The 14,123-nt window shown below is 63.9% G+C and carries 17 protein-coding genes; 3 read left to right on the top strand and 14 right to left on the bottom strand.

From position 1 onward, the window contains the following. Window position 1 precedes the first annotated feature (1 nt). Window positions 2–1,024, bottom strand: coding sequence for a taurine ABC transporter substrate-binding protein (gene tauA / locus PQR32_RS21865; protein WP_408231528.1), 1,023 nt, complete (start codon window positions 1,022–1,024; stop codon window positions 2–4). A gap of 275 nt (window positions 1,025–1,299) precedes the next feature. Here tauA and PQR32_RS21860 point away from each other — a divergent pair, with 275 nt between their 5' ends. After that, a complete protein-coding gene (locus tag PQR32_RS21860) occupies window positions 1,300–1,746 on the top strand; it encodes a hypothetical protein (protein WP_408231525.1) in 447 nt (148 codons plus the stop codon). Between the two features lie 57 nt (window positions 1,747–1,803). After that, window positions 1,804–1,938, top strand: coding sequence for a hypothetical protein (locus tag PQR32_RS21855; protein ID WP_408231522.1), 135 nt, complete (start codon window positions 1,804–1,806; stop codon window positions 1,936–1,938). 116 nt (window positions 1,939–2,054) lie between these two features. On the opposite strand, the gene lipA is transcribed toward PQR32_RS21855, so the two are convergent. The 3 genes from lipA to PQR32_RS21840 all read right to left on the bottom strand — a co-directional run bounded on the left by lipA (window position 2,055) and on the right by PQR32_RS21840 (window position 4,262). Continuing rightward, window positions 2,055–3,062 (bottom strand): lipoyl synthase, encoded by a 1,008-nt coding sequence (lipA, locus tag PQR32_RS21850; protein WP_408231519.1) that lies wholly within the window; start codon window positions 3,060–3,062, stop codon window positions 2,055–2,057. A gap of 13 nt (window positions 3,063–3,075) precedes the next feature. After that, entirely contained in the window at window positions 3,076–3,789 is a 714-nt protein-coding gene (gene lipB / locus PQR32_RS21845; RefSeq protein ID WP_408231516.1) for a lipoyl(octanoyl) transferase LipB, read from the bottom strand. 146 nt (window positions 3,790–3,935) lie between these two features. Then, window positions 3,936–4,262 carry a DUF2917 domain-containing protein gene (locus tag PQR32_RS21840; protein ID WP_132376228.1) on the bottom strand — a complete coding sequence of 109 codons (327 nt, stop codon included), beginning with the start codon at window positions 4,260–4,262 and terminating at the stop codon, window positions 3,936–3,938. 98 nt (window positions 4,263–4,360) lie between these two features. Here PQR32_RS21840 and PQR32_RS21835 point away from each other — a divergent pair, with 98 nt between their 5' ends. Continuing rightward, window positions 4,361–5,329 carry a transcriptional regulator GcvA gene (locus tag PQR32_RS21835; protein WP_408231513.1) on the top strand — a complete coding sequence of 323 codons (969 nt, stop codon included), beginning with the start codon at window positions 4,361–4,363 and terminating at the stop codon, window positions 5,327–5,329. A gap of 13 nt (window positions 5,330–5,342) precedes the next feature. Here the strand turns inward: PQR32_RS21835 and PQR32_RS21830 are convergent, their stop codons facing one another. The 10 genes from PQR32_RS21830 to PQR32_RS21785 all read right to left on the bottom strand — a co-directional run bounded on the left by PQR32_RS21830 (window position 5,343) and on the right by PQR32_RS21785 (window position 14,061). After that, a complete protein-coding gene (locus tag PQR32_RS21830) occupies window positions 5,343–5,612 on the bottom strand; it encodes a DUF493 family protein (RefSeq protein WP_408231510.1) in 270 nt (89 codons plus the stop codon). Further along, window positions 5,584–6,549, bottom strand: coding sequence for a D-amino acid aminotransferase (locus tag PQR32_RS21825; RefSeq protein WP_408231507.1), 966 nt, complete (start codon window positions 6,547–6,549; stop codon window positions 5,584–5,586). Before PQR32_RS21825 ends, PQR32_RS21830 begins: the two co-directional genes overlap by 29 nt. Window positions 6,550–6,562: 13 nt before the next feature. Further along, a complete protein-coding gene (locus tag PQR32_RS21820) occupies window positions 6,563–7,792 on the bottom strand; it encodes a D-alanyl-D-alanine carboxypeptidase family protein (protein WP_408231504.1) in 1,230 nt (409 codons plus the stop codon). A gap of 319 nt (window positions 7,793–8,111) precedes the next feature. Next, a complete protein-coding gene (locus PQR32_RS21815) occupies window positions 8,112–8,756 on the bottom strand; it encodes an alpha/beta hydrolase (RefSeq protein WP_408231501.1) in 645 nt (214 codons plus the stop codon). Window positions 8,757–8,764: 8 nt separating this feature from the next. Further along, entirely contained in the window at window positions 8,765–9,088 is a 324-nt protein-coding gene (locus PQR32_RS21810; protein WP_168792385.1) for a (2Fe-2S) ferredoxin domain-containing protein, read from the bottom strand. A 139-nt stretch (window positions 9,089–9,227) separates the two neighbouring features. Continuing rightward, window positions 9,228–10,385: a VanZ family protein gene (locus PQR32_RS21805; protein WP_408231498.1), complete on the bottom strand. Its 1,158-nt coding sequence runs from the start codon at window positions 10,383–10,385 to the stop codon at window positions 9,228–9,230. 31 nt (window positions 10,386–10,416) lie between these two features. Then, a complete protein-coding gene (locus tag PQR32_RS21800; protein ID WP_408231495.1) occupies window positions 10,417–11,043 on the bottom strand; it encodes an ABC-type transport auxiliary lipoprotein family protein in 627 nt (208 codons plus the stop codon). A 30-nt stretch (window positions 11,044–11,073) separates the two neighbouring features. Beyond that, complete coding sequence (locus PQR32_RS21795; RefSeq protein WP_408231493.1) at window positions 11,074–12,036, bottom strand: MlaD family protein; 963 nt, start codon at window positions 12,034–12,036, stop codon at window positions 11,074–11,076. 16 nt (window positions 12,037–12,052) lie between these two features. Continuing rightward, window positions 12,053–12,931 (bottom strand): ABC transporter ATP-binding protein, encoded by an 879-nt coding sequence (locus PQR32_RS21790; protein WP_106282272.1) that lies wholly within the window; start codon window positions 12,929–12,931, stop codon window positions 12,053–12,055. After that, window positions 12,928–14,061 carry an MlaE family ABC transporter permease gene (locus PQR32_RS21785; RefSeq protein ID WP_408231490.1) on the bottom strand — a complete coding sequence of 378 codons (1,134 nt, stop codon included), beginning with the start codon at window positions 14,059–14,061 and terminating at the stop codon, window positions 12,928–12,930. The genes PQR32_RS21790 and PQR32_RS21785 overlap by 4 nt, the downstream gene beginning before the upstream one ends. Window positions 14,062–14,123: the final 62 nt, after the last annotated feature.

The following is a 14,123-nucleotide window of genomic DNA, read 5'->3' as shown; positions in this document are numbered from 1 at the left end:
ATCAGTGCGCCGCGCGCTGCACGAACTGCGGATCGACGCCAGTCGAATAGTCGGCCAGCACGTTCTGAATCGTCCCTTGAGTCTTCAGAAACGCCGCGGTGGCGGCCAGCGACTTCGCCGCGCCCGATTGCGCGCCGCCGCCAAGCCATGCATTCGAAGCCTGCTGGGCCGGCGTCGGGAACGCGTACAACGCGAGGCTCGCCGGCACTTCCTGCGCGTTGGCGCCGGACTCCTTGGCGACTGCTTCGACCTGTGGCGACGCCGCCGTCCACGCGGACGTGTGGTCGCGGTAATTCGCATCGGTCGCGGCCAGCACCTTCACGAAGCGCGCGACGAACTCGGCGTTCTGACTGGCGAACTTGCGATCGACGACGAAGCCGTCAAAGGTTGCCTTGCCGGTCTGCTGCGCGACCTGCCCCGAGGTGATAAGCACCTTGCCGTTCTTCTTGACCTTGGCCAGCACGGGGTCCCAGATATACGTCGCGTCGATGTCGCCGCGCTCCCACGCCGCCGCGACTTCAGGCGGGCGCAGGTTGACGATCTTGACGTCGGACGGATTCACGCCGGCGCTCTGTAGCGCGACCAGCGTATGAAAGTGCGACGTCGACACGAACGGCACCCCGATCTTCTTGCCTTTGAGACCGGCGACGCTCGTTACATTGGAGCCGTCGCGGGCGACCAGTGCTTCGGCGTCGTTGATATTGTCGAGAATCCAGAACAGCGAAATATCCACGCCTTGCGATAGCCCAGCGGCGATCGGACTCGAGCCGGCTTCACCGAGTTGCACCGAGCCGGAGGCCAGCGCGCGGATAACGTCGGCACCGCTGCCGAGTTTGCGGTAGGTGACCTTGTAGCCGGTGGCCTTCTCCACTTCGCCGGTGGCCTGCGCGTAACGCCAGGGCACCACCATGTCCTGATATGCGATCACGACTTCTTTGGTGTCGGCGTGCGCCACGGAAGCAAACGGCGCGGACAGTGCGAGCAGCGCGGCGAACGCGGCAAGCGGACGGAGGAAGCGATTCATCGGGAAGCCCCTTGAGCAGGTGTTGTGCGGGAGGCCTTCGACTATAGGCAGTTTGTTCGCGGCTGGTTCTAATTAATCCGCGATTGCTAATCACGCTGTTCGAGCATTGCTTTTCACGTTCGGTTGGTTAGCGGCGACTGCTGTTGCGGGCAGTCGGGCGGTTGCAGCGAATGATGGCGGATCGCGGGGCCTGTGCGCAAGCTGGCCGTTCGGCAGATTGACCTGCAATTGACGACGGCGGGATCATCTTTGTGTTGTCAAAACTTCGCATTCCTATGATCGACTTTATTGGGCGCCCTAGCTGGTTGCTTTTCAACGTCGGCGTGCCCGTGTGCGCGCCCTTTGCGCTGCTGCCTCTGTTGAGCTTCTCGCGCTTCTATCGGGAGTCGTCGAAGGGTGTCGCGATACGCTCCGTGCAGAACGGACAACTTCTCTGGGTTGTCATTTCGATGTGCGCGAGCGCGTGCTACGAGATCGGGAGCGCGTTGGGCGATGCATCGACAAATAGCACGCTGGCTTTCATGTTGGCAGGATTGCTCTGGCATGTTCTGTTTCTCGTCGTGGCGTCCGTCCTCGTAACGTTCGGCGCGGCTGACTCGACGCCGCACCCTGCCTACCATCCCGATGGCGAGGCACCCGAACTAAGATTGATGTGGACATCAGCCATCATGACCGCAGCGGTAGCCGCCTCATTCGCGCTGTCTCATTATTCGTTAAACTAACTAATTGGCTATTGTCTGAGCTATACTTTTCTGCACGTCCAACAGGGAGAACTCAACATGCCCAATCTGATCGACTACATCATGGAGAATCGCGAACTGCGCTATCGCCTGATCGAACTAGCCATCCCCTTTTCAATCATCGGTAGCACGATCGCCTCGATCTGCATGCTGCTCGCACGGTACTACCGGTAACTCTTCGCAGAGAAGCGCGAAGATGCGCAGTGTCGGTAATCAAAATCCGACCGCCCAAAAGAAAAAAGCCTGCAACACGCGCAGGCTTTTCTCAAACTGACAGCTAGCTAAGGCACTCAGACCACGCCGGCTCCATGCGCCTGCAAATCGGCGTGATAGCTTGAACGAACCATCGCGCCCACGGCTGCGTGCGTGAAACCCATCTTGTACGCTTCTTCCTCGTACATCTTGAACGTGTCCGGATGGACGTACGAGCGCACCGGCAGATGGTGTTCAGACGGTTGCAGATACTGGCCGATCGTCAGCATGTCCACGTTGTGTTCACGCAGGTCGCGCATCACTTGCAGAATCTCTTCTTCAGTCTCGCCAAGGCCGACCATCAGACCGGACTTGGTGGCGACGTCAGGGTGCAGCGCCTTGAAGTCCTTCAGCAGCTTCAGCGAATGCGCATAGTCCGATCCCGGGCGCGCTTCCTTGTACAGACGCGGCACCGTTTCCAGGTTGTGATTCATCACATCGGGCGGAGCGGCATTCAGAATGCCGAGCGCGCGATCCAGACGGCCGCGGAAGTCCGGCGTCAGAATTTCGATGCGCGTCTCCGGCGATAGCTCGCGCGTCTGGCGGATACATTCCACGAAGTGGGCGGCACCGCCGTCACGCAAATCGTCGCGGTCGACGCTGGTGATCACCACGTACTTCAGCTTCAGCGCGGCGATGGTACGCGCGAGATTACCCGGTTCGTCCACATCGAGCGGATCCGGGCGGCCGTGGCCGACGTCGCAGAACGGGCAGCGGCGCGTGCACTTGTCGCCCATGATCATGAAGGTCGCCGTGCCCTTGCCGAAGCATTCGCCAATGTTCGGGCAACTCGCTTCTTCACACACCGTATGAAGATTGTGCTCGCGCAGAATCTGCTTGATTTCGTAGAAGCGCGAATTGCCGGTTGCCGCTTTGACGCGGATCCAGTCGGGTTTCTTCAGCTTTTCGATCGGGACAATCTTGATCGGAATACGGGCGGTCTTGGCTTGCGCCTTCTGCTTCGCGGTGGCGTCGTAGGCAGCGGCCGAAGCCGGCACGGCGTCAGGTGTGGAGGAAGCTGCGAGGTTCGCGGTAACGTCAGTCATTCGTTCGGTCCAGTCAGGCGGTGAGTGCACCGGCCTGTGGTTGGGCGACGGCCGCGGGACTGCCGTCGAGGTTTGCGGTGAGGCGTTCTGCAAAGGTACGGGCCACTTCGCCCCAGCCGGCGGCCACGCCAAGCGTTGCCATATCGACTGTTTCGAGCCCCGCATAGCCACATGGATTGATGGCCAGAAACGGCCGCAAATCCATGTTCACATTCAGGCTCACGCCGTGATAGCTGCAGCCGTTGCGGATCTTCAAACCCAGCGCCGCAATCTTGGCGCCGGCGTGCAGCCCGGGCGCCACGTAGATACCGGGGGCGCCCGCCTTGCGTTCTCCGGCGAGATTATACGCCGCAAGGGTGTCGATCACGGCCTGCTCGATCCGCGTGACCAGCTCGCGCACCATCAACTTGCGGCGGCGCAAATCGAGCAGCAGGTAGGCGACCACCTGGCCGGGCCCGTGATAAGTGATCTGCCCACCCCGGTCGACTTTCACCAAAGGAATGCCGCTGTCGGCGGCCAGCAGATGCGCGGGATCGCCCGCCTGGCCTAGCGTGAAGACGGGTGGGTGTTCGACCAGCCAGATTTCGTCGGGGGTGTCGGCCGTGCGCCCGTCGGTGAACGCGCGCATGGCTTCGAAACTGGCTTCGTAGGGTTCGCTGCCACGCCAGCGCAGCGTGAGCGGCGCCGTGGACGGCAAGGGAGTCGGGGAAACCGGGGTGGCGCACATGATCCCGGCAGTTTACCGAAATCTGGGAGTTCCCGCCGGAGGCGGCCACATCAGGAGTGTCAAACCGCTGCGACGTGGCCGGTTCGCAGCCAATATCAGCTGTACGACGCGCCGGTTTGGCCGAACCGGCGCACCGCGTCCTTGCATCAAACCGTACGCCAGCCGCCCCGCATACGCGCCGCCAACCGTTCGCCGATGCGCGCAAACCAGTTCAGCGCACGCTCGTCACAGCGCGTCGGCACGGAAAACGCCACTCTCGCCTGCCCGTTACCCTCGGCGCTCAGCCACAGCCGTTCGCCGCGCCGCAGTCTCAGCGTATGGCCAGGTTGCAGCCAGTAGTCTTCCGTATCGTCGCTGCGCGTGACCCACACTGCACCGCCACGAACGACCAGCTTGGTGCTGCGCGCCACCTTCAGGGGAACTGTTTCGCCACTACGGATTTCAAACGCGATGCTAGAGGAAATTTCTCGCATGATGCCCTCGCCAAAAATCGTTTCGTGACTACAATCCTAGGCGTAGCAAGGGTTTACGCAAAACGATCTATTTTCACCTCTATGTGAGAAATATTGCCATGGACCTTAGGCAATTACCGGCACTGAACGCGATCAAGGCATTCGAAGCGGCCGCCCGGCACGAAAGCTTTTCGCGCGCCGCCGACGAACTCTTCGTCACCCACGGCGCCGTCAGCCACCAGATTCGCGCGCTCGAGGCCGAACTGGGCGTCTCGCTGTTCGCGCGCGACGGCAAGCGCGTGCGGCTCACCGAGACCGGCCGGCGCTACGCCACACACGTGCGCTCGGCGCTCATGGCGCTCGCCGACGCCACCCGCGAAATCCGCGCCGGCGACCGCGAGCGGCGGCTCGTGGTGTCCATGCTGACGTCGTTTGCGGCGCGCTGGGTGACGCCGCGCGTCGGCAGCTTTATCGAGGCGCATCCGCAGTGGGACCTCGAACTGCTGTCCACCAACGCGCTCACGGACTTTGCGCGCGACGACGTCGACGTGGCAATCCGTTTCGGCTTCGGCAAATATTCGGGTCTGCATTCGGAGTTGCTGCTGGAGGAGATTTTCTTTCCCGCCTGCGCGCCGGATTTCAACGGCGGCAAGCTGCCGCAAACGCCGGCCGATCTGGCCAAGGTCCCGCTGCTGCGTTCCGACGACGAACTGTGGCGCCCCTGGTTCGACGCCGCCGGCCTCACCGACTGGCCCGAGCCGAAGCGCGGCGTGCTGTATCAGGATGCGTCGAATCTGCTGCAGGCGGCGATCGACGGCCAGGGTGTCGCGCTCACGCGCCGCTCGCTGGCCATGCACGAAATCGCGGCGGGCCGGCTCGTGCGGCTATTCGATGTGGATGGGCCGAGCCCGTGGCAGTACTACTTCATCTGCCCGCCGCAGATGCTCGAGACCGCGCGGGTCAGGGCATTTCGCGATTGGGTGTTCGAGGAGGTGGGACGCTTCAAGCAGCTTTTCGACCGGGCTTGCGAGTCGAGACCCGCCGCAAGCGCCGATCTGTCGGTGGACACATTGCGCGTCACGCCGTAACACGAGAGTGGCTTTAGAGCACCACTTTGACCATCGGATGGCCGGTGAGCGCGCGATAGATATCGTCGAGTTGCTCACGGCTCGTGGCGCGCACCGTGACCGTCAGGCCCGTATAGTTGCCGCCGCTGGACGGCCGCGTTTCGATGCGCGAGGCGTCGACTCCGTTGTCGAACTGCCGCACCACCGTGACGATCGTCTCGGCGAACTCGGGATGCGATTTGCCCATGATCTTGATCGGGAAATCGCAGGGAAACTCAAACAGTGACTCGTTCACGGGACTCATTCTCTACTCCTTGCTGCGCCTCGCGCGCTTCCTGGGTCTTGGCGCGCTGATAGGCCGCGTACAGCGCCGCGAAGACTGCACCCGGCTTGCCCTCGCCCACCGGCTGGCCGTCGAGTTGCGTGACCGGCAGCACTTCCTTGGTTGCCGAACTGACGATGATCTCGTCAGCCGCGCGCAGTTCGGCTTCGTTGATCTCACGCGCTTCGAAACGGATGCCGCATTCGCCCGTCAGTTCCTCGATCAGACTGTAGCGAATCCCTTCGAGAATTTTGTGGCTGCGCGGCGGCGCGGACAACACGCCGTCCTTCACCATCCACACATTCGACGACGACCCTTCGGTCAACATACCGTCGCGAAACTGGATCGTCTCGAACGCACCGTTCTCAGCGGCATATTGCGCCATCAGCACGTTGCCGAGCAGCGAGACCGACTTGATGTCGCAATTGAGCCAGCGACGGTCTTCCGCGCTCACGCAACGCACGCCTTGCGCGCGTTGCGCCGCGTCCGGCAGATTCAACGGCGTGACCATCACGAACACGGTCGGCTGAATGCCGGCCGGAAACGCATGAGCGCGTTTGGCAACGCCACGCGTGACCTGAATATAGGCAATCGCGTCCTGATCGGCACGCAGAGCGCCGTCCGCCTCGTTCGCCGCGACCACGCGCTCGATCAGCGCGCGCCAGCCGGCATCATCGAACGGATTGACGATGCCGATTTTGTCGACGGAGCGCGCGAGCCGCGCGAGATGCTGCTGGAATCGAAACGGCGTCCGGCCGCCAGCATGCGCGGGCTGCGCATACAGCGGCGCGACTTCGTAAATACCGTCGCCGAAAATAAAGCCGCGGTCGAGAACCGGCACGCGCGCTTCGGACAACGGCACCAACTCACCGTTCAGGTAAACAATCGGATCGGGCGAAACATCGGAAACAGCGGTCATCGCAATCAGGCTCTTACTTCTTCTTGTTGAACATGAGCATCAGCGAGTCCCACACGCGGCCGACCACGCCGGCTTGCGGCACAGCCTGCAACGCCACCACCGGGAACTGCGCCAGCACCTTGCCGTCGGCGACCAGCTTCACCGTGCCGACCTGCTGACCGTTCGCGAGCGGCGCGATCAGCGGATCGATCTGCTCGATCTGCGGCTTCACCTTGTCGCCCATGCCCTTCGGCACCGTGATGTACTGGTCGCTCTTCACGCCGATCTGCACGGTGTCCTGCGCACCCTTGTAGACGCGCGGCGTGCCCACCACCTGATTCGCCTTGTACAGACGCACCGTGTCGTACGCGCTATAGCCGTAGTTCAGCATCTTCAGGCTGTCCTGCACGCGGTCGTGTTCCTTGGTCTCGCCCATCATGACCGAAACGAGACGGCGCGACGCGTCGGTCGTGCCTGGCAGCGAACGCTTCGCGCTCGCGATCAGGCAGTAACCGGCACCTTGCGTGTGACCGGTCTTCAGACCGTCGACCGTCGGGTCGATCCACAGCAGGCGGTTGCGGTTCGGCTGCTTGATCTTGTTGTAGGTGAAATCCTTGACCGAGAAGATGTTGTAGTAGTCAGGGAAGTCGCGAATCAGACGCGCCGACAGCACCGCGAGGTCGCCCGCGGTGGTGTAGTGCTGCGGATCGGGCATGCCGTTCACATCGGCGAAATGCGTGTTCTTCATGCCGAGGCGCTGCGCTTCCGTGTTCATCATGTTGACGAACTGCGACTCGCTGCCGCCGACCAGTTCGGCCAGCGCGATCGCCGCGTCGTTACCCGACTGGACGATCATGCCGTACACCAGATCGTGCACGGTCACCGGCTTGTTCGCTTCGATGAACATGCGCGATTCGTCGGTGCGTACGCGGCGCACCGCTTCGCTCGGCATGACAGTCTGGTCCATGTTGATCTTCTTCGTCTGCAGTGCTTCGAAGACGAGGTACGCCGTCATCAGCTTGGTCAACGACGCCGGTTCCACGCGTTCGTCGGGATTGCCCGAAGCAAGCACCTGGTTGCTAGTGGCGTCGACGAGCACCCACGAGCGCGCATTCACACCCGGCGGCGGCACTTGCGCGAACGCGGTGCTGGCGACGAGCGTGGCCGGCAGCACGACGCCGAGGGTCACGGCACGGCTAAGCGTAGAGGGAACGAAGGAAGCAACTGAAGGGAATGACGTGCGGCCGGAGATGGAAAAACGCATAGGGTCGATTCGTGCAGAAAGATACATCGCGCGCAGGGCGCAGAGTTTGGGAGAGCCGGTCGGCGAGCGTCTGGCCGTAAAAACGGCACGGCGCCCATTGGACTTCCGGCCACGCGATCGGTTCGCGCAGCATGCCCGCATCCGGCACCGCTGCGCGCGAAAAGACGCTACGCGTCGCGCGAACTGCCGGATGGGCGGCGCTGCGCCCAAAAAAGAGTCGCCATTATACGCGCGCTCTCCCGGTTACTTTGCTCCAAGGTCGGCGATTAATTTGCGTTTTTGCGTACCTGTACCCCGGAAAACACACATCGCCTGCCGATTACCGCCACGCGTCGACGATGATCCGCTTCAGCACGTGCAGCTTGCGATGCAGAAAATGCTCCGCCCCCGGAATCACGACGACCGGCAATTCCTGCGGCCGCGCCCAGTCGTAAACGGATTGAATGGGAACCGTCTCGTCGGTTTCACCGTGTATCACGAGCGTGTTTTCCGGCACGGGCGCGACGTCCCAGCGGCTCGCCGCGGTGCCGACCAGCACCATTCGCTCGATCTCCTGACCTTCTTCGCGCAACCGCGCGGCCACGTGCGACAGCACGAACGTGCCGAACGAAAAACCCGCCAGCACGAGGGGCAGATCGCTTTGACCCGGTTCGGCGCGCATGTGATCGAGCACGGCGCGCAGATCGTCGCGCTCGCCGATGCCCGCGTCATGCTCGCCTTGCGTTTCGCCGACGCCGCGAAAATTCGAGCGATACGTGACGTAGTTCAACTGCACGAGCGTGCGTGCGAGCGTCTGCGCGACCTTGTTGTCCATCGTGCCGCCGAACAGCGGATGCGGATGCGCGACCAGCGCGATGCCGCGCGGCGCGGCGCCGTTCTCGCGCGTCTCGTCGGGCAGATCCAGCGCGACCTCGATCTTGCCGACCGGCCCGTCGATCAGATACTTCTTGGTATGTACGTTCATGGCGAGGCTTATTGATCGATTTTCAGACGCTCGACGATCTTGCCGTTCGCGAGGTGCGAGTCGACGATTTCGTCAATGTCGCTCTCGTCGACGTACGTGTACCAGATGCCTTCCGGATACACGACGACCGTCGGGCCGAGTTCGCAGCGGTCGAGGCAACCAGCCTTGTTGATGCGCACCTGGCCCGGACCTGCGAGACCGAGTTTCTTCACGCGTTTTTTCGCGTACTCCTGCATCTCCTGCGCATTGCAGTTCGCGCAGCTCGGGCGCTCGGCGCCGGGGTCGCGCTGATTGAGACAGAAGAAGACGTGGTACTTGTAGAAGGAGTCCATGATGTCCGGGGGCGAGACTGTCAATGTGGGGAACGGCGCTGGCTGCACGGCGGCGCGCCTGTTGTGCGAACGATTATAACGAGCGGGGCTGGCGGTCGCTGATGCTGTCCACGCTCGACCCACGCTCCGAGTGCGCGCTTTACGTGTGCTTCATGCGCCGTTTGAGCCACGCCTGCTCGACGACATAGGCCAGCCACACCAGCGCCGCATACGGCCAGATCCATGCGAGCCAGTGCGCCAGACCGTTGAAGTGCAGATAACGCCCCTGCCGCCAGTCGGCCAGCACGGCATCGAAATACGGATTCACCGGCAGCAGATTGACGAACACCAGCGCGACCGTCAGCGCGGCGCCCGCCAGCGCCGCGCGCGATCGGCGCCGCAGACGCAACGTGAAGAGCGCCGCGGCGGTGCCGCACACAAGGCCCGCCAGCGCGCCGGGCGTCGCCCAGTCGAACGCGAGACCGGACTGCGACTGCAGAAAAGTCGCGCCTGCCTTCACGCACAAGGTCACCACGATAAACAGGAGCAGCAGGCGCACGCGCGGCGCATGGCGGCGCACCGGCAACGATGCCAGCGCGAGCGCGGCGAACAGGTTGAGCGTGGTGAGCACGGCTTCCCAAACGTCCTCGGGCATCCAGGCGGCCACGAGCGCCGGCCATGTGCCGACGTGCCAGCCCGGCGGCGTCCACGCGAGCAAGGCATCTTGCGTCGTCGAATCGAAACGCAACCAGAGCGCGCGCGGCCAGTTGCCGAGACCGAACAGACGGGGCGCCGGGTACATCGTCGCGAACGGCCACGCTACGACCAGACACGCGAGCGCGGCCCGATCGCGCTCGAACCACAGAAGCCGCACGCGCCGCAGCAAGCCGCGATCGAGCAACGCGCCCGTTGCCGGCGACATGATCGCCGCGCCGAGCAGCGCGCCGAGCGCATTCGCGGCGAGATCGAGGTTGGAGGCCACACGCGTCGGGAGATAGGTTTGCACGGCTTCCATCACGCCGGACAGCAGCCCGCCGAGCACGAAGGCGAACGCGACCGCCAGCGTACCGCGCCAGCGCGGATAGACCGCGAGCACCACGAGCGCGCCGAACGGCATATAGCCGAGCACGTTGGTGACGACGTCGAACGCCGTCAGGTACTGCGGCATGGGATCGGACAGGTAGGCAAACGGACCGAGGCCGAGCGAACGCCAGCCCGTAAACGGATACCACGAACCGTAGACGATCAACGCGGTATACAGCACCAGCGCCTGCCGGGTGAGCACCGACGGACGGCGGGCCCAGGGTTTTACGCTCACGCAGCGCTCCGGTGTGTGCGCTGCATGCCGGTCATTGCGCGGCGACGAGCGCCTGCACCCCGAGCCATGCGCCGATTTGCGCGACCAGATCGTCGCTGGCGGTGGCGAGCGCCTGCGCGCCGCCGGCGGCGTCGGCCGAACTGGACGGCGCGCGCGCGATGAACGTGCGCTGGCTGAGTACCTTGCCGTTCTGCGTGAGGGTGGCGCGCGCGGTGACCGCGGCGTGACTGTGGGACTGGCTGTCGAAGACCTGTTCGAACTCGCTCAGATCGACCTTCAGCACCGGCGCGGCGACGCCGTCGGCGCCCGTCAGCACGGTGCCGCGCGAACTGAGCGCGCCACGCAGACGCTGGGTCAGCAACTGCGAAGGCGTCATGGTCCAGTGGCTGTTCGCGTACGCGGCCGTCTGCTGCGCGTCGGCGTAGCTCAGGCGGTAAATCAGCTTGTCCGACTCGAGCACGTCAGGCGCGCTCACATCGAGCACCTTCACAGCCGGTGACGTGCCTGCGGACGCCGCCGGACTCGGCGGCCCGAAGTCGTAGCGGATGTCCGAGAGCGCTGCGGGCGTACCGGCGCAGCCCGCGGCGAGCACGCCGAATGCGAGCAGCACCGCGAGCGCGGCATTCGAGGACAAGAATCGGTGAATCGAGCGTGACATGACAATCTTCCTTTCTTCAAACCTTCAAAATCATTTTGCAGCGCGGGCGGCGGGCCACTTGAAGCCTGCTTCACCGGGGCCGGGCGCCGCACCCGGCGCGCCGAACAGCACGCTGCGCGGGCTGGTGCTGAACGTATCGGCGGCGCGGTCCACCGAGCGGGCCGCGGAGCGCACGTCTTCAGCGAGCGAGTTGACGCGCGGCAAGGTGTCGTAGCCGACTCGCGACGACAGTTCCTGCACGGCGCCGTTGATTGACACCAGCGCGTCGCCGGCCTGCTGCGCGGCCGTGCCGACCTTGTTCAGGTTGGTCTCGAACGGGCCGTTCGGCCGGTTCAGGCTGGTGATCAGCTGATTGGTCGACGCCAGCGTGCGATCCAGCTGGTTGATCGTCCCGGGCAGCATCCCGGCGGCGGGCGTTATTTTCTGCGTCAGCGTGGCCACGCCGTCGGCGGCTTTCTGCAGGCTTGCAGCCGTGCCTTGCAGCTGCGCGGCCATTTCCGGCGACAGCAGATTGTCGACGTCCTCCGCGACTTTTTCGAGTTTGCGCAGCAGCACGTCGCCGCGTTGCTGCAGTTGATCGAGCAAGCCGGGGCGCATCGGCAACTGCGCCACCTGTTTGGCCGACGACGGCAGCGGCGACGGGTCGCGCCCATTGTCATCCAGCTGGATGAAGGCAATGCCCGTCACGCCCTGGAAACCCAGGCTGCCGAACGTCGAATGGGTAATCGGCGCGTGCGTGTCGACGAGGATGCGGATCAGAATTTGCCCCGGATGAGCCGGATCGAATTTGATGGACTGCACCTTGCCGACGTCGAGGCCGCGATAACGCACCGCCGCGTCGGTAAACAGGCCTGTCACGTTGGTACGCGCAATCAGATCGTACGGCACCCGCACGGCACGGTCGACGTTGAACAAAAAAGCCGCCAGCGCGATGGCCGCCAGCAAAACGATCGTGAAGAGCCCGGCCCAGAAGGCATGTGATTTGTTTTCCATTGTCAGGTTCCCTGGTTCACAGCGGCAATTCAGACGATGCCGGCTCGAGTGCCGCCCGCGGCAGCCTCGCGCGGCGCTCCGGCGGCAGCGCCTGCAACGCGCGGCGTCCGCGCAGGCCGAGGAAATATTCGCGGATGAAAGGATGATCGACCCCCGCTGCCTCCTCGACCGGCGCGGCGACCAGCACCTTGCGATCCGCCAGCACGGCGACGCGGGTGGACAGCGCAATCATCGTGTCGAGATCGTGCGTGACCATCACCACCGTCAGGCCGAGCGCGCGATGCAGCGCGGAAATCAGCTCGACGAATTCATCGGACGCCTGCGGATCGAGCCCGGCGGTCGGTTCGTCGAGAAACAGCAGCTCGGGCTCGAGCGCGATCGCCCGGGCAATGCCCACACGTTTGATCATGCCGCCCGACAACGCCGACGGCATTTTCGACGCGTGCTTGCACGGCAGGCCGACCATCTCGAGCTTGAGCATCACGATGTCGCGCAACAGATCTTCGGGCACCTTGCCGAGCTCGCGCACCGGCTGCGCGATGTTGTCGAACACCGACAGCGACGAGAACAGCGCGCCGCGCTGAAACAGCATGCCGGAGCGGCTGCGCATCAGCAGCGCGGTTTCCGGCGAAATGGTCGCGAGATTCTCGCCGAACAGCTTGATGGTGCCGGACGAAGGACGTTCGAGACCGAGAATCTGCCGCACCAGCGTGGTCTTGCCGGAACCCGAGCCGCCGACGATCGACACGATCTCGCCGCGCCGCACGTCCAGGTTCAGATGCTGGTGCACGATGTTGCGGCCGTAGCGCTTGGTCACGTCGATCACTTCGATCACCGGCTCGGCGATCGAGGGTACGGGTTGGCCTCGCACGGCCTGAGTGAGTGGCGCGATCATCCGAGCCCCACGTTCTGAAAGAGGATCGCGAACACGGCGTCCGCGAGAATCACGATGGTAATCGAGGTCACCACCGAGGTCGTCGTGCCTTCGCCGAGACTCTGCGAATTGGCCTTGATACGGAAACCGAAATGGCAGCCGACGATCGCGATCAGCATGCCGAACGCGACGCCCTTGCCCAGACCGATCCACAGATTCGCGACCGGCACCACGCTCGGCAAGGCCCGCGCAAAGTAGTTCATGTCGATGCCGAGCGCGATCTTGGCGGCGAGCGCGCCGCCCGTTAGCGCGATGATGTTGGTCCACATGACGAGCAGCGGCATTGCCACGCCGAGCGCAACCACGCGCGGCAGGATCAGCCGCAGGCCGTGCGGGATGCCCATCACGCGCATGGCGTCGAGTTCCTCGGTCACGCGCATCACGCCGATCTGCGCGGTGATCGCCGAGCCCGAGCGGCCTGCCACCAGAATCGCCGCGAGCACGGGCCCGAGTTCGCGGATCACCGAAAGGCCAAGAATATTGACGATGTACTGGTTTGCGCCAAACAGCCGCAGTTGCTGCGCCGACAGATAGCTGAGCACGATGCCGATCAGGAACGCGACCAGCGCGGTGATCGGCATGGCCTTGGTGCCGGCGTTATAGATGTTCGCGGAGATCTCGGTCCACGGCGTGATTTTCGGTTTGCGTGCGATCGCCAGCAGATCGAGCACAACGCGCCCCAGCATGGCCACGCCGCCATACAGATGCTCGAAGAACGAGAAGATCGCGAGCCCCAGCCGCGTGAACGGATCGAACTTGATCACCGGCTCGGCAGTTTCGCGCACGGTGTCGAGCAAGGCGATGCGCTCGAAAATGTCGCGTTGCGTGTCGGTGAGCGTGGTGTCCGGGGGCATCTTGTGACCCCACACGCGCCACAGCGCCTGGCCGCCGACGTGGTCCATCCGGTCGATAAGCGACAGGTCCCATTGACCGATGCCTTCGGCGCCGACCAGCGATCGCAACAGAGGAATCACGTGCCCGGTGGCCTTGTCGCGCGCGAGCGCGAGCGCCGTCCACTGGCCCGAGAGCCGGACGATCTTGCCTTGGCTGCCTGCCGCGACTTCGAGGCCGGGCGGAGTGTCGTAGTTCAAGGATCGTTGAATCTGGTTATCGGATTAGCGGCCATTGTAACGAAGGCGCGGCGCGGGAACCG

The sequence above is a fragment of the Paraburkholderia dipogonis genome (genome assembly GCF_046027395.1).
Classification (GTDB): domain Bacteria; phylum Pseudomonadota; class Gammaproteobacteria; order Burkholderiales; family Burkholderiaceae; genus Paraburkholderia; species Paraburkholderia dipogonis_A.
The sequence above is the reverse complement of the archived record's forward strand: the minus strand, read 5'-3'. Positions and strand labels throughout refer to the sequence as shown.

Bases quoted from the DNA above. Each gene is read 5' to 3' on its own strand.
- PQR32_RS21810 (WP_168792385.1), bottom strand. From the start codon at position 9,088: ATGGACTCCTTCTACAAGTACCACGTCTTCTTCTGTCTCAATCAGCGC.
- PQR32_RS21820 (WP_408231504.1), bottom strand. From the start codon at position 7,792: ATGCGTTTTTCCATCTCCGGCCGCACGTCATTCCCTTCAGTTGCTTCC.
- PQR32_RS21795 (WP_408231493.1), bottom strand. From the start codon at position 12,036: ATGGAAAACAAATCACATGCCTTCTGGGCCGGGCTCTTCACGATCGTT.
- PQR32_RS21855 (WP_408231522.1), top strand. From the start codon at position 1,804: ATGCCCAATCTGATCGACTACATCATGGAGAATCGCGAACTGCGCTAT.
- PQR32_RS21800 (WP_408231495.1), bottom strand. From the start codon at position 11,043: ATGTCACGCTCGATTCACCGATTCTTGTCCTCGAATGCCGCGCTCGCG.
- lipA (WP_408231519.1), bottom strand. From the start codon at position 3,062: ATGACTGACGTTACCGCGAACCTCGCAGCTTCCTCCACACCTGACGCC.
- lipB (WP_408231516.1), bottom strand. From the start codon at position 3,789: ATGTGCGCCACCCCGGTTTCCCCGACTCCCTTGCCGTCCACGGCGCCG.
- PQR32_RS21830 (WP_408231510.1), bottom strand. From the start codon at position 5,612: ATGAGTCCCGTGAACGAGTCACTGTTTGAGTTTCCCTGCGATTTCCCG.
- PQR32_RS21815 (WP_408231501.1), bottom strand. From the start codon at position 8,756: ATGAACGTACATACCAAGAAGTATCTGATCGACGGGCCGGTCGGCAAG.
- tauA (WP_408231528.1), bottom strand. From the start codon at position 1,024: ATGAATCGCTTCCTCCGTCCGCTTGCCGCGTTCGCCGCGCTGCTCGCA.
- PQR32_RS21825 (WP_408231507.1), bottom strand. From the start codon at position 6,549: ATGACCGCTGTTTCCGATGTTTCGCCCGATCCGATTGTTTACCTGAAC.
- PQR32_RS21860 (WP_408231525.1), top strand. From the start codon at position 1,300: ATGATCGACTTTATTGGGCGCCCTAGCTGGTTGCTTTTCAACGTCGGC.
- PQR32_RS21790 (WP_106282272.1), bottom strand. From the start codon at position 12,931: ATGATCGCGCCACTCACTCAGGCCGTGCGAGGCCAACCCGTACCCTCG.
- PQR32_RS21835 (WP_408231513.1), top strand. From the start codon at position 4,361: ATGGACCTTAGGCAATTACCGGCACTGAACGCGATCAAGGCATTCGAA.
- PQR32_RS21840 (WP_132376228.1), bottom strand. From the start codon at position 4,262: ATGCGAGAAATTTCCTCTAGCATCGCGTTTGAAATCCGTAGTGGCGAA.